Source organism: Pseudomonas sp. PDM28 (assembly GCF_019219115.1).
GTDB lineage: Bacteria > Pseudomonadota > Gammaproteobacteria > Pseudomonadales > Pseudomonadaceae > Aquipseudomonas > Aquipseudomonas laurylsulfatiphila.
Window position 1 is genome coordinate 1 of sequence record NZ_JAHUWG010000015.1, and the last position, 13240, is coordinate 13240.

9 protein-coding genes are annotated in these 13240 nt (G+C 62.1%); 4 read left to right on the top strand and 5 right to left on the bottom strand.

Annotated elements, in window-relative coordinates; all coding sequences use genetic code 11:
* Window positions 1-280: 280 nt before the first annotated feature.
* A complete protein-coding gene (locus KW841_RS27920; protein ID WP_218480540.1) occupies window positions 281-1354 on the bottom strand; it encodes a diguanylate cyclase in 1074 nt (357 codons plus the stop codon).
* A gap of 198 nt (window positions 1355-1552) precedes the next feature.
* On the opposite strand from KW841_RS27920, the gene KW841_RS27925 reads away from it, so the two are divergent.
* The 3 genes from KW841_RS27925 (at window position 1553) to KW841_RS27935 (ending at window position 5525) form a co-directional block, all read left to right on the top strand.
* On the top strand, window positions 1553-3007 hold the full coding sequence (locus KW841_RS27925) for an NAD(P)/FAD-dependent oxidoreductase (protein WP_218480541.1): 1455 nt from the start codon (window positions 1553-1555) through the stop codon (window positions 3005-3007).
* 22 nt (window positions 3008-3029) lie between these two features.
* Window positions 3030-3986 (top strand): alpha/beta fold hydrolase, encoded by a 957-nt coding sequence (locus KW841_RS27930; RefSeq protein ID WP_218480542.1) that lies wholly within the window; start codon window positions 3030-3032, stop codon window positions 3984-3986.
* A 120-nt stretch (window positions 3987-4106) separates the two neighbouring features.
* Window positions 4107-5525: a VOC family protein gene (locus KW841_RS27935; RefSeq protein WP_218480543.1), complete on the top strand. Its 1419-nt coding sequence runs from the start codon at window positions 4107-4109 to the stop codon at window positions 5523-5525.
* 584 nt (window positions 5526-6109) lie between these two features.
* Here KW841_RS27935 and KW841_RS27940 read toward each other — a convergent pair.
* From KW841_RS27940 to KW841_RS27955, 4 genes are all read right to left on the bottom strand, one after another.
* Window positions 6110-6688, bottom strand: a complete 579-nt coding sequence (locus KW841_RS27940) for a hypothetical protein (RefSeq protein ID WP_218480544.1) — start codon at window positions 6686-6688, stop codon at window positions 6110-6112.
* Between the two features lie 117 nt (window positions 6689-6805).
* Window positions 6806-7879, bottom strand: a complete 1074-nt coding sequence (locus tag KW841_RS27945; RefSeq protein ID WP_218480545.1) for a lipocalin-like domain-containing protein — start codon at window positions 7877-7879, stop codon at window positions 6806-6808.
* Window positions 7869-10340: an ABC transporter permease gene (locus tag KW841_RS27950; protein WP_218480546.1), complete on the bottom strand. Its 2472-nt coding sequence runs from the start codon at window positions 10338-10340 to the stop codon at window positions 7869-7871. Before KW841_RS27950 ends, KW841_RS27945 begins: the two co-directional genes overlap by 11 nt.
* Window position 10341: 1 nt before the next feature.
* Window positions 10342-11010 carry an ABC transporter ATP-binding protein gene (locus KW841_RS27955; RefSeq protein ID WP_218480547.1) on the bottom strand — a complete coding sequence of 223 codons (669 nt, stop codon included), beginning with the start codon at window positions 11008-11010 and terminating at the stop codon, window positions 10342-10344.
* Window positions 11011-11147: 137 nt separating this feature from the next.
* On the opposite strand from KW841_RS27955, the gene KW841_RS27960 reads away from it, so the two are divergent.
* Entirely contained in the window at window positions 11148-13121 is a 1974-nt protein-coding gene (locus KW841_RS27960) for an alkyl/aryl-sulfatase (protein ID WP_218480548.1), read from the top strand.
* Window positions 13122-13240: the final 119 nt, after the last annotated feature.

Consider the following 13240-nt stretch of genomic DNA (forward strand, 5'->3'; position numbering starts at 1 on the left):
TTGTGGGAGCGGGCTTGCCCGCGATGAGGCCTTCACTGCCAACATCCCTGCTGCCTGACACTGCGCCATCGCGGGCAAGCCCGCTCCCACAGTTGATTTCTGTTGAACACAAATCTTGTATTCACCCAGATACTTGTGGGAGCGGGCTTGCCCGCGATGAGGCCATCACTGCCAACATCCCTGCTGCCTGACACTGCGCCATCGCGGGCAAGCCCGCTCCCACAGTTGGTTTTTGTTGAACACAAATCTTGTATTCACCCCAGATGCTTGTGGGAGCGGGTCACGCCGAGTCGAGCAGTTCGCGATGGGGTTTGCCATTGCCGCAACAGATCACGCGGTTACGCCCGGTGGTCTTGGCTTCGTATAGCGCATGATCGGCGTCGTTGAGCCAAAGCGTCGCGTCGGCGTGCGCCGGGTCGAATGACGCCAGGCCAATGCTCAGGCTGACTTTCAGTGCCGGACTCTGCTCGTAACCCAAGGTGGCGAAGCGATCACGCAACGCCTCCATGAGCACCGCGGCGCGGTTCAGGGGCAGGTCCGGAAGGATCACGCAGAACTCGTCACCACCGTAGCGCCCGGCCACATCGGTCGCTCGCAGGTTCTGCTTGAGCATTTTGCTCAACTGACGCAGGACGATGTCACCGGCAACATGGCCGTAGGTGTCGTTGATGGCCTTGAAATGGTCGATGTCGATCAGGGCAATCGCCCCGCCTTTTTGCTGGCGTTTGCAGCGCTGGAACTCGACTTCCAGTTGGTCCTTCCAGGTGCCATGGTTGAACAGGCCCGTCAGGCTGTCGGTGCGGCTCAGCGCCAGCAGTTCACGCTTCTGACGGCCGAGGGTATGGGCCTGGCGGAAGCAGATCCAGCCCAGCGCCAACGGATACAGGCACAGCAAGGGCAAACAGGCATAGAGCTGCAGCGGGCTGGTCGCTGGAATGAACGCCGGGGCGAAAATCTGTAAACCGACGCCGATGCCCAGCACTTGCGCGGCCGTCCCGGCCAGCAGGAAGCGCATGCCGCCGATGGCCACGTTATTCATGGCCATCATGGAAATGGTGGTCGCGCTGGGCAATGGATTGAAATGCATCGCGGCAATCCAGAAGCCGCCGAGAAAGGCATCGATCAGCAGATTGCGGTGTTCGGCGTGATAAGGCTTTCTGGCCCGGCGCGCCCATTGATAAGCCACGTGCGGCCAGACCAGGCCATTGAACCACATGAAACCCCAGACCCAGGGCGCTGGATCGAGTGGATACATCGCCGCGCTCACGCACACCAATCCCAGGGCCACCCCCAGGATTCGCGATGTATAGAGCCTCCTGGCCAATGAGAATCCCTTTCCTCCCGCTTTTTCCATAAGGCCTCTGTGCCACTCGACGGAATGCGATAACAGCCTGTGCCTGTGCGCTGGAGTCTATCAGGGCGAGATTAAATAGCCATCACCGGCTGGCGGGCTGAATGTCGCGACATCACCCTCACATAAAAGCAAAAGCCTCACCCCAGAAACGGCTATACATGAAAGAAGGGGTTGATCAATGACCATAAGAGGAGGCCCATGCAGACCTTTCAAGTATTGATCATCGGCAGCGGGTTTGGCGGCCAATGTGCCGCAATCAATTTGCTCAAGGCCGGGATCGACGATTTTCGCCTGCTGGAGCGGCGGGATTTCTTCGGCGGCACCTGGTGCCAGAACACCTACCCCGGCGCGGCCGTCGACGTACCTTCGCCGCTGTATTCGTTGTCTTTCGCACCCTATCGCTGGACGCAGATGTTCGCCGAACAGGCCGAGCTGCATCGCTACACCCGCCATGTGGTGGAACACTTCGGCCTGCGCGACAAGGTGGAACTGGACGCGAATGTCGAGCGCATCGAATGGGACGACACCAGCAAGCGCTGGACCGTCTACACCGCCGGCAAGGGCACGTATTGCGCGCAGTTCCTGATCAACGCGACCGGGCCGCTGAGCCAACCGGTGGTGCCGCACTTCGAGGGACAGGAGCGTTTTCAAGGTAAAACGTTTCACACCAACAACTGGGATCACGGCTACGACTATCGGGACAAACGCGTGGCCATCGTCGGCAGCGGCGCCAGTGCGGCCCAGGTGATACCGGCCATTGCCCCGGACGTCGGGCACTTGCATGTGTTCCAGCGCACGCCCCACTGGGTGTTGCCCCGGGCCGACCGCAGCTTTGGCCGTTTCCAGCGCTGGCTGCTGGGACTCAAGCCGGCCTACAAACTGCTGCGCTGGGGGATCTACTGGCAGTTCGAAACCCGGGTGATTGCCTTCAAGTATTCGAAGCCGGCGATACACATGGTCCAGCGCCAGGCCCTGCGTTTTCTCAAACGCCAGGTGCCGGACGCCGAACTGCGACGCCAACTGACGCCGGACTACACCATCGGCTGCAAACGAGTGATCCTGTCCAGCACGCTGTACCCGGCACTGGCGCGGCGCAACGTGACGCTGCACAGCCGCGAGCAAGGCATCGCCGCCATCGACGAAACCGGCATCGTGACCCTGGACGGCCAGCACATCGACCTGGACCTGATCGTCTGGTCCACCGGCTACGACGCCACCGACGGGGTGATTTCCTACCCGGTCACGGGAAAAAACGGCACCCGTCTCAAGGAAGTCTGGGCGCAATACCCTCGGGCCTACCTCGGCACCGCCCTGCCCGACTTTCCCAACCTGTTTATCGTCACCGGGCCGAACACCGGGATCGGCCACACCTCGGCACTGTTCATCATCGAATCGCAGATGAATTACATCCTCGACTGTATTCGCACCTTGAAGACTCAAGGTTTACGCAGCATCGAAGTTCGCCATGAGGCGGAACGTACCTACACTGAAATGATCCACCGGGAAATGGAACGTACCGTGTGGAAATCCGGTGGTTGCCACAGTTGGTATCAAAGCAAGAGCGGTCATGTGATTGCGATGTTTCCGGGGTTCAGTTTCAGCTTTCATCGCTTGACCCGAGCGCTGAAACCCGCCGATCACATTTTGTCCTGAGCAGATAGAAGGGAGACGCGTGATGCTTTTGTTGTTCGTGGTTCTCGCAGTGTTCGTCGCCTGGAGCTGGCTGACCTACCCGGCCATCGGCTACTGGCTCTATGACCTGAGCATGGCGGCCGAGGCCAAGTTGTACCGGCTGCACAAGATCGTCGTGCCCATCCCCGAGATGACCGTCTCGACCTGGCAAGGCGGGCCGTACGAAGCCACCAGCAGTGTGCTGATGCTCCATGGCTTCAGCGCCGACAAGAACCTCTGGCTGCGTTTCGCCCGGCACTTTGTCGGCAGCCACCGGGTGATCATCCCGGACATCGCCGGCCATGGCGAAACCGGCTTCAAGGCGGGCGGCGGCTACGACATCCCGCTGCAGGCCAAGCGCATGATCCAGCTGCTGGACGTGTGCGGCGTCGAGAAAGTCCATGTCATCGGCAACTCCATGGGTGGCTACATGGCGGCATGGCTCGCGGCCACTTACCCGGAACGCATTGTGTCCCTGGCCCTGATCGACCCGGCCGGGGTCACCTCGCCCGAACCCAGTGACCTGGAGCGGCATTTGGCCAAGGGCCACAACCCGTTCCTGATTCATTCGCGGGAAGAATTCCAGCGTTTCTACGCCATGACCATGGCATCCCCGCCCTGGGTGCCGAAGCTCGTGCTCGATGCCGTGGCCCAGCGCTATGAACAGTCCCGCGAGGAGCTGGAAGAAATCTTCCGCGATTTCCGCGCCAGCCCGCCGATGGAACCCCATCTGCCCGACATCAGCGTCCCGTCGCTGTTGCTGTGGGGGCGCAAGGACCGGCTGATCGACGTCAGCAGCGTGGCGGTCTGGAGCAAGGGCATCGCCGACCTGCGCGTGCATATCTGGGACGCCATCGGGCACATGCCCATGGTGGAAGCGCCCTCCGGTTCGGCGCGCCTGTATCGAGAGTTTTTGGCATCGCTGCGTTCGGAGAGTCCACAGGATCAACGACTGCACTAGGTTTGCAGTCGTTTGCAGTCGTTTGCAGAATGAAGTTCGTCAGAAACTTCGTTTGTCGGCGTCGCTGAAGGCTGCGATCTTTCGTCCATCCTTTACGTCACCGCGCCAGGAATCCTGTTCATGAACCACCCGAACTTCGTCAGCCCTGACCTGATCCGCCAACGCTTTTCCAAAGCGATGTCCGACATGTACCGCGAGGAAGTGCCGTTGTACGGCGCGTTGATGGAACTGGTGGAGCAGACAAACCGTCACGTGCTGCAAAACGATCCGCAGATCCTGCAACAGCTCACCAGCACTGGCGAAATCGAGCGTCTGGACCTGGAGCGCCATGGGGCGATTCGCGTCGGTACGGCCGATGAACTGGCGACCCTCGCCCGCCTGTTCGCGGTGATGGGGATGCAACCGGTGGGTTACTACGACCTGACACCAGCCGGCGTCCCGGTGCATTCCACGGCGTTTCGCGCAGTGCATGAAGCGTCGTTGCAGGTCAGTCCGTTCCGGGTGTTCACCTCGCTGTTGCGCCTGGAGTTGATCGAAGACCTGGAACTGCGAGCGTTCGCCCAGTCGATGCTCGACCGGCGCTCGATCTTCACCGCCAAAGCCCTCTCGCTGATCGAGCGTGCAGAATCCGAGGGGGGCTTGACCGAACCGCAAGCCCTGGAATTCGTCGAACAGGCCCTGGAAACCTTTCGCTGGCACCACAGCGCCACCGTCACCGCCGAGCAGTATCAGAAACTCAGCAGCCAGCATCGGCTGATCGCCGACGTGGTGGCGTTCAAGGGCCCGCACATCAACCACCTGACTCCACGGACCCTGGACATCGACATCGTCCAGGCGCAAATGCCCGCCCATGGCATCACCCCCAAAGCGGTGATCGAAGGTCCGCCCCGCCGCCAGTGCCCGATCCTGCTGCGCCAGACCAGTTTCAAGGCCCTCGACGAGCCGATTGCCTTCACCGATCAGAACGAAGCTCGCGGCAGCCACAGTGCCCGCTTCGGCGAGATTGAACAGCGCGGTGCCGCCCTCACGCCAAAAGGCCGCGCACTGTACGACCGTTTGCTCAACGCCGCGCGGGACGAACTCAAGGACTTCCCCAACGAAGCCAACGCCGCGCGCTATAACGCCCTGATGGCGCAGCATTTCAGCGAGTTCCCTGACACCTGGGAAGGCATGCGCCAACAGGAGCTGGCTTACTTCCGCTACTTCGTGACGGAAAAAGGCCTGGCGGCGGGCGACCTGAAAAACGTCGCACTGGACGACCTGCTCGGCAGCGGTTACCTGCGGGTTGAACCGCTGGTGTACGAAGACTTCCTGCCGGTCAGCGCGGCGGGGATTTTTCAGTCGAACCTGGGGGACGCGGCGCAAACCCGCTACGGCGTGCACTCCAATCAGCAGGCGTTCGAAAAGGCCCTGGGGCGTACGACGATCGATGAGTTGGCGTTGTATGCCGAGAGCCAGCGGCGCTCGATCGAGCAGTGTTTCGCGGCGTTGGCCGATGTTGAAAAAGGCTCTTCAAGCAATCCCGGGAAACACCGATAACGCAATACCTGTAGGAGCCAGCCTGCTGGCGATGGATTCAAATGCGCCGCGTTCATCCGGTTAACACGCGTTATCGTTAACGACCATCGCTGGCAAGCCAGCTCCCACATGGGAACGTGCCCTCGCTGAAACTACTGTAGGAGCCAGCCTGCTGGCGATGGATTCAAATGCGCCGCGTTCATCCGGTTAACACGCGTTATCGTTAACGACCATCGCTGGCAAGCCAGCTCCTACAAGGGACCGCGCCCACGCTGCCCCCCCAAAAAAAGGGCGACCTGCAGGTCGCCCTTTTTTTATATCCGAAACTTTCAATACAACCAATAAAGTGTCCGCCCAGTGCGATGGCCTCGGCAATCCATGCACTGGTAAAGAGCCGTACACTGGGCGAACGGAAAGCATTTTAGTGGATGAGAATCTATATGTCCGCACTGCAAAGATGAAATTTATCGACACAATGTTTAAGAAAATGTCGACTTGAATACGATGCCGCACAGCGCCCTAAATACGCCCGTTAAACACTATGAGCTGATTATTCCTGTACAAGACTTCTACAAAAATAATCAGCCCATATAACTAACTCAATCTCAGTGCTTGCTGGTCACCGTCAATATGTCGGTGTAAACCACGTTAACGCTTTGTCCGACTTTCAAATCCTTGAGTTTGGCCTGGACTTCAGGTCGCTTGACGTCAACCGTCTTGGACTTGCCTTCCGGGTTTTCAAAAGTCACCTGGTGTTTTTTCTGGTCGATGTGGGTGATTTTCAGCTGCACTTTCACCTGGCGGTAAGCTTCGCCGCCGGGGTTGTCGCTACCGGGGGCTGCGCGCACTTCGCCAGTGGCTTCGGCAGTGCCCGGCAGGCCTTTGTCGACATCGGTGTCGAGGAAGGCGGCAACGGCGCTGGTGACCCTGATGTCGACCGTGTCGCCGGCCTTGAGGTTGTCGAGGTTTTTTGCCTTTTCGGTCAGTTGCACAGGGAATTCATTACCCTGCGGACCTTTGAGGACCACGATACGGTTTGTCGTATCGACCGAAACGACTTGGGTGGCAACCTGATCGACCACCACAACTTCGGACAACGGGAGTTCGGCGGCAACCGCACCGAAACTGGCGGCAGACAACAAGGTGGCGAGGGTGATGGCTTTGGTCAGTGCGTGGCGTTTCATAGGCAGAACTTTCCCTGTGATGAATGACAACAGACGGCGTTGACGCAAAGCGCAATGCCATGTGTGCGATGAGCATAGACGCTGTTCAGCAAGTGGTCGCAGCAGGCCGCTGATTTTCTAATACCCGGTCATTTCCAGATAGCCGTTCCCTGCATGACTGCCACTGAGGCGCACCGGGCCTTCCCAGTACGGTATGCGCAAGTCCATCCACGCCTGGGGATTGAGCGCGGTGATGGCGATATCGAGGTCTCTGGAGGGGATCCTGATCGACCAGCGCACGGGCATCTCGCGCCCGGCCACGCTGGCCCTGTCTTGCGGTGTGAGGCTGATGTCGCCGGCGTGCAGCAACTGTGTCTGCCCCCGGGCGTCGATCCAGGTGCCGGTGAGGTAAGGCTCGCCGTCCTTTTGCCGCATGCGATACAGCATCACCTGCTCGCCGCTGTCCAGGTGCAGGGAGAACCAGTCCCAACCGCTCTGGTTGGCCGTCAGGGGCTGGCTGCTCCATTCACGGTCGAGCCAGGCCGGGCCACTGACCTGAAAGGTCTGGCCGTCGATTTCCAGGGCGCCGCTGGCCTGGAAAAACGGCTGGCTGTAGTAGTAAGAGGCCTGACCCTGTTCGGACTTCTGGCTGAACCCCTTGTCCCCTTGCAGCACCAGCGGACCTGTCGAGGTCAACCGCAGCTGGTAGCTGAAACGCTTGTCGCGGGCGTTGAGCAGCAAGTCGGCCAACGGATCGTCGGCTGTCGCCTGGCTGCTCAACTGCCAGTCGTCGATCCATGCATTGAACGGTGCAACGCTGACACCGGCCTGACCGACGCCGCCCCGAGCATAGCGTTCAGCCGCGTGATGCACCGTTACCGACGTCACCGCCGCGTGACCGAGCCAGATCGTCTGGTTCTGCCAGCCTGCCACCTCGGGGGTGGCTTTCAAGGCACTGCGGAACAGCGTCCATTGCGCGCCGAACTCATGCCCCTGAGCATCCTTCAGGTTGGCGGTGATGTACCACCATTCGATGCGAAAGCCATCGTGCGGGCCGTGATCCGCCGGGAAGCTGAACACCCGGCCGGGCACTACCTTGGTGAACTCAGCGGCCTGGTTGCCCAGCCCGGCAAAACCCTTTTCAACCGGCGCCGGTTGATCGCAGCCGCTCACCAGCAGCACCAGCAGCAAGACGCCGAATTTAATCTTCATGGGCAAAGGTCCGCAGCAAGTCCGCCGGTTGCGTGCGGTACAAACGGAACAACGGCCAGGCCGAAGCCAGCAATGTCGCCACCAGCGCCAGGCCCATCAACTGCAACAATTGCAACGGGAACACCCGCAACGGCAGGCGCCAGCCAAAGGCCTGCACATTGATCACCGTGTCCAGGCACCACGCCAGGGCGATGCCCAACGGCAACGCCAGCACCAGGGTCAGCAGCGCCAGCAACCAGGTTTGCCCCAGGTTGAGCAACATCAGATGCCGGCGTGTCACGCCCAGCGCCCACAGCGGCGCCAGCTGCCCGAGACGGCTCTGGCTTTGGGTCAACAGGCTGATGAACAGCGCCACGCCGGCTACGCACAACGTCAGGCTATTGAGTGCGGCAGTGGCGGCGAAGGTGCGTTCGAAGACTTGCGTGGACCAGCCCTTGAGCCGCGCCTGATCGACGATGCGGCTGTCGTCCAGGGTAAAACGCGCCTGCAGCGCCGTGACGAACGCCGGGATCGACGCCGGTTCGATGCGCAGGTTGAAGCGGTTGGGTGCCAATTGCGGCCAGCCGCGCAGCAGGTGGTTGATATTGACCAGAATGTGACCCTTGGGATTGCCGTAGTCGGCGTAGATTCCGACGATCCGTGGCGACCAGGGGCCAGTGGGCGTCGGCAGCGTCAGGTGGTCGCCCAGTTGCACGCGCAGGCGCCGGGCCAGTTGCTCGCTGAGCATCACCGCATCGTCCTTGGCCAGTCGTTCCCAAGGGTTGTCACCCAGGGCTTCGAGCAACGGCCAGTGCTGGTGGTAGGTCGCGTGATCGATGATCCCGGACAGGTCCGTCGGCCAGCCCTGCAGCTGGATCGACACCTGCCAGTTGGGCAACACCGCCGCCAGTTGCGGCTGCTGGTCGAGCCAGCCGTGCAGCTCCCTGGCCTGGGCCGGGTTCTGTGGGTTGAGGTAAAGCTCGGCCGTCAGCCGTTGCTCAAGCCAGTCGCTGAAGGTCTGGCGAAACCCTGCAGTCATGCTGCCGGCACCGATATTGGCGGCCATGGCCAACAGCAGCGCCATCAACGCCAGGCTCAACGCCGGAAGTTGCTGGCGGCAATCGGCGACAAACCATTGGCCCAGTACCGAGCGGCTGCGCTGCGAAGCGAGACTGAGCAGCGAACTGAGCACCACCGGCAACGCCAGCGCGGCGCCAATCAACAGCGCCGCCATCAGCACGAAGCCACTGACCAGGCTGTCGCCGAAGATCAGCGCCAGCAGCGCGATCACCCCGGCCATTGCCGCCACCCAAGCCTGGCGTCGCAACCAGCGTGCATGGGCCTGATGCCAGGCCTGCGGGTCGGCCAGCGCCAGCAATGGCAAACGCGCTGCCCGCAGCAGACTGTTGACACCGGCCAGCAATGCGCCGATCAGACTCAGGCCGATACCACCGAACCACCATGACAGGCCAAGGTTCAACTGCCCCGCCACTTCGGCCCCATACAAGCCACGCAGGCTGGCGGCGACATCCGGCAACAGCACGGCCGCCAGCAGGTAGCCGCTGACCACCCCGGCCACACCGCCGATCAGGGCCAATCCACCCAATTCGACGGCGAGACAGGCGATCAGCATGCGCGCACTCACACCACAGGCCCGCAGAGTCCGCAGCAAACCCCGGCGTTGTTCCAGCGCCAGCCCGATGGCGGCGTGCACGATAAACAGGCCGACCACGAACGACAGCACCCCCAGGGCCGCAAGGTTCAGGTGAAAGCTTTCGGTCAGACGTGTGAGGTTGTTTTCTTCGCCAGCACTCTTGAGTTGCAGCTGGCCCTGGAAGGCGTGCGGCAGCGGTGCAGTGAAATCCTTCGGTAGCAGCAGTCGCGACAGTTGATCCGGCAACCCGAGAATCTGCTGGGCAAAACCGATGTCCACCAACAGCACGCCGGGCGCCATGTCGGCCTGCACCTGCAGCGGCGGGAGTGCCACGCCCGCCAGGTTCAGTGGCCGGTCACCTTCGCGCAAGCCCAGTACCTGCAAGGTTTGCGACGATATCCAGGTACTGCCCGGCGGACTGAAAAAACCGACCACCTGCTCGATCGCCAAGGCCTGCCCCGCCACCGCCGCGCCCGCCGGCAGCGACACCGGCTCGATGCCCATCAACTGCAGGCGCTGTTCTTCATGCCCCTTGAGCGTGACCCGACCTTGCAGCACCGGTGACACGGGCCACCCCGCGCGGCGCAAATCGACAAACCATTGCTGCGCGAAGGTGCCGCCACCGAGCGCACCGAGACTGGCCTGAGGCTCGCCGCCGATCAACTGACTGGCGCGGGCGTAGCTGTCACGGGCCTGGCTGTTGAGTGCCTGGACGCCGGTCAACAGGCCGGTGGCCAGCCACAACCCGGTCAGCACGCTGAAAAACTGCACCGGATGCTGCCGCCAGTGGCTGAGCAGCGCGCGCAGGGTCTGGCCAAAGATGCGCATGTCAGCGCTCGCCCACACCGGCCAGGCGACCACCGCACAGCAAGGCCTTTTCCGCCAGCCGCGCCGCCACGCCGGGACTGTGGGTGACCATCAGCAGGCTGGTGGGACTGTCGTCGAGCAGTTCCAGCAGCAACTGCAATACCTCGGCGCCGGTGGTTTCATCGAGGCTGCCGGTGGGCTCGTCGGCCAGCAGCAATGGCGGGCGCGACGCCAGCGCCCGGCCCAGCGCGACCCGTTGCTGCTGGCCGCCGGACAGTTGCTCCGGGTAGCGCCGCAACAGCTCGCCCAAGCCCAGGCGCTGAACCAGATGGGCTTGCCAGCGTGGGTCATGACGCCCGGCCAGACGCGCCTGGATCGCCAGGTTGTCTTCGACCCGCAGGCTGCCGATCAGGTTGAATTGCTGGAACACCAGGCCGATTTCCGTTCGGCGCCAGTTCGCCAGTTGCCCTTCGTTCATCTGTTCCAGGCGATGCCCGCCACTGCGGATGCTGCCGCGATCGACCTTGTCCAGCCCGGCGATCAGGTGCAGCAAAGTGCTTTTGCCACTGCCCGACTCGCCCATCAGCGCCAGGCTGCTGCCGGGCCTGAGCGTCAGGTCGACGCCTTGCAGCACCGGCAGCGGCCCCTGCGGTGTGGCGTAGCTTTTGAAAACGCCATGGACTTCAAGCATGGGTCAACCTGCTGGGTATGCGTGGCTCAAGGATAGCGGCCCTGAATGTTTTTTGTCCGTTGCCGATGATCGCCCTGCCCGTGCCCCGCCCTACCCTCGAAGCTGGTCTAACCATAACGATAAAAAACGGAGACACCATGCCTCGTTTCACCTTGAGCCCTCGTGGGCTGCTCGCTTGCCTGATCACTGCCTGCCTGGCGCAAGCGGTGGTCGCCGCCGATGCACCGGTCGCGGCCAGCCCGCAAACCACGGCCAGTAACGCCGCCGTCCTGAAGCAACTGCCCTTCACCGACCGCACCGACTACGAGTCGGTCACCAAGGGCTTGATCGCGCCCTTCAAGGGCCAGGTCAAGGACGCCGCGGGCAAGGTCATCTGGGACATCCAGGCCTATGACTTCCTCGCCAAGGACCAGGCCCCGGAGTCGGTCAACCCGAGCCTCTGGCGCCTGGCCCAGCTCAGCGCCCATGCCGGTCTGTTCGAAGTCAGCCCGCGCTTGTATCAGGTGCGCGGCCTTGATCTCGCTAACATGACCATCATCGAAGGCGACGACGGGCTGATCATCATCGACCCGTTGACCATGGCCGAAACCGCCAAGGCGGCGCTGGAGCTGTACTACCAGAACCGTCCGCACAAACCGGTGGTGGCGGTGATCTACAGCCACACCCACGTCGACCACTTCGGTGGCGTACGCGGGGTCATCGACGAAGCCGACGTCAAGGCCGGCAAGGTCAAGGTGTTCGCCCCGGCCGGGTTCATGGAACACGTGATGAGCGAGAACGTCTACGCCGGCAACGCCATGAGCCGCCGTGCACAGTTCCAGTTCGGCAGCCTGCTGCCCCGTGGCGAAAGAGGCCAGGTCGACGCCGGCCTGGGCAAGAGCACGCCGAGCGGCGGCACCGTCACCCTGATCCCGCCCACCGACCTGATCGACAAGGCACTGGAAACCCGCACCATCGCCGGCCTCGAGGTGGAATTCCAGTTGACCCCGGGCACCGAGGCGCCCGCGGAAATGAACCTGTACCTGCCGCAATTGCGTGCCTTGTGCATGGCGGAAAACGCCACGCAAATGATGCACAACATCCTCACCCCGCGCGGCGCGCAAGTGCGGGACGCCAAGGCCTGGGCCGAGTACCTGGACGACAGCCTGGCGCGGTACGGCGACAAGAGCGACGTGTTGTTCGCCCAGCATAACTGGCCGACCTGGGGCGGCGAACGCATCCGCACCTTCCTCGCCGACCAGCGCGACATGTACGCCTTCCTCAATGACCGCACCCTGCACCTGCTGAATCAGGGCCTGACACCGCTGGAAATCGCCGACTCGATCAAGAAACTGCCCGGCAGCCTGGACCAGAAGTGGTACACCCGCGGCTACTACGGCTCGCTGAGCTTCAACACCCGTGCGGTGTATCAGCGCTACATGGGTTTCTATGACGGCAACCCGGCCAACCTCAATCCGCTGCCACCTGTGGAGACGGCGAAGTACACGGTCGAAGCCATGGGTGGCGAAGCGGCGGTACTGGAGAAAATGCGCGCGGCGATGACCAAGGGCGAGTACCGCTGGGCCGCGCAACTGGGCAATCAATTGCTGTTCGCCAACCCGGACAACGGCGACGCGCGCAAAGCCCAGGCCGAGGCGCTGGAGCAGATGGGTTATCAAAGCGAAAACGCCACCTGGCGCAACATGTACCTGACCGGCGCCATGGAACTGCGCAACGGCGTGCCGCCCCATGCAGGCACTTCGGTGTCGGTGGACATGGTGCGGGCGATGAGCCCGCAGATGTTCTTCGACTTCCTGGCCGTGCGTCTGGACAGCGAAAAGGCCGCAGGCCATGACCTGACCCTGAACTGGACCTTCGAGGACCTGAACAAGGACTTCAACCTGACCCTGCGCAACGGCGTGCTGACCCACCGCACCGGCCTCAACGCCCAGGCGGATGCCGGCGTGACCATGAGCAAGGCCACCCTGGAACAGATCAGCCTCAAGCAACTGGATATCCCCACGGCGATCCAGAAAGGCCTGATCAAGCTGCAAGGCAATGGCAAGAAGCTTGGAGAGTTGATGACCAGCCTCGATACGTTTGCGCCGCAGTTCAATATCGTTACCCCGTGACAGATCCCCTGTAGGAGCGAGCTTGCTCGCGATGGAGGTCAACGATGATGCGGGGAGCCTGACACCCCGCGGTGCGCTCAGGTTTTTCGTCGGAACGCCGCCCGGAGCAAGCTCGCTCC

Bases quoted from the DNA above. Each gene is read 5' to 3' on its own strand.
- KW841_RS27960 (WP_218480548.1), top strand. From the start codon at position 11,148: ATGCCTCGTTTCACCTTGAGCCCTCGTGGGCTGCTCGCTTGCCTGATC.
- KW841_RS27925 (WP_218480541.1), top strand. From the start codon at position 1,553: ATGCAGACCTTTCAAGTATTGATCATCGGCAGCGGGTTTGGCGGCCAA.
- KW841_RS27940 (WP_218480544.1), bottom strand. From the start codon at position 6,688: ATGAAACGCCACGCACTGACCAAAGCCATCACCCTCGCCACCTTGTTG.
- KW841_RS27945 (WP_218480545.1), bottom strand. From the start codon at position 7,879: ATGAAGATTAAATTCGGCGTCTTGCTGCTGGTGCTGCTGGTGAGCGGC.
- KW841_RS27920 (WP_218480540.1), bottom strand. From the start codon at position 1,354: ATGGAAAAAGCGGGAGGAAAGGGATTCTCATTGGCCAGGAGGCTCTAT.
- KW841_RS27950 (WP_218480546.1), bottom strand. From the start codon at position 10,340: ATGCGCATCTTTGGCCAGACCCTGCGCGCGCTGCTCAGCCACTGGCGG.
- KW841_RS27930 (WP_218480542.1), top strand. From the start codon at position 3,030: ATGCTTTTGTTGTTCGTGGTTCTCGCAGTGTTCGTCGCCTGGAGCTGG.
- KW841_RS27955 (WP_218480547.1), bottom strand. From the start codon at position 11,010: ATGCTTGAAGTCCATGGCGTTTTCAAAAGCTACGCCACACCGCAGGGG.
- KW841_RS27935 (WP_218480543.1), top strand. From the start codon at position 4,107: ATGAACCACCCGAACTTCGTCAGCCCTGACCTGATCCGCCAACGCTTT.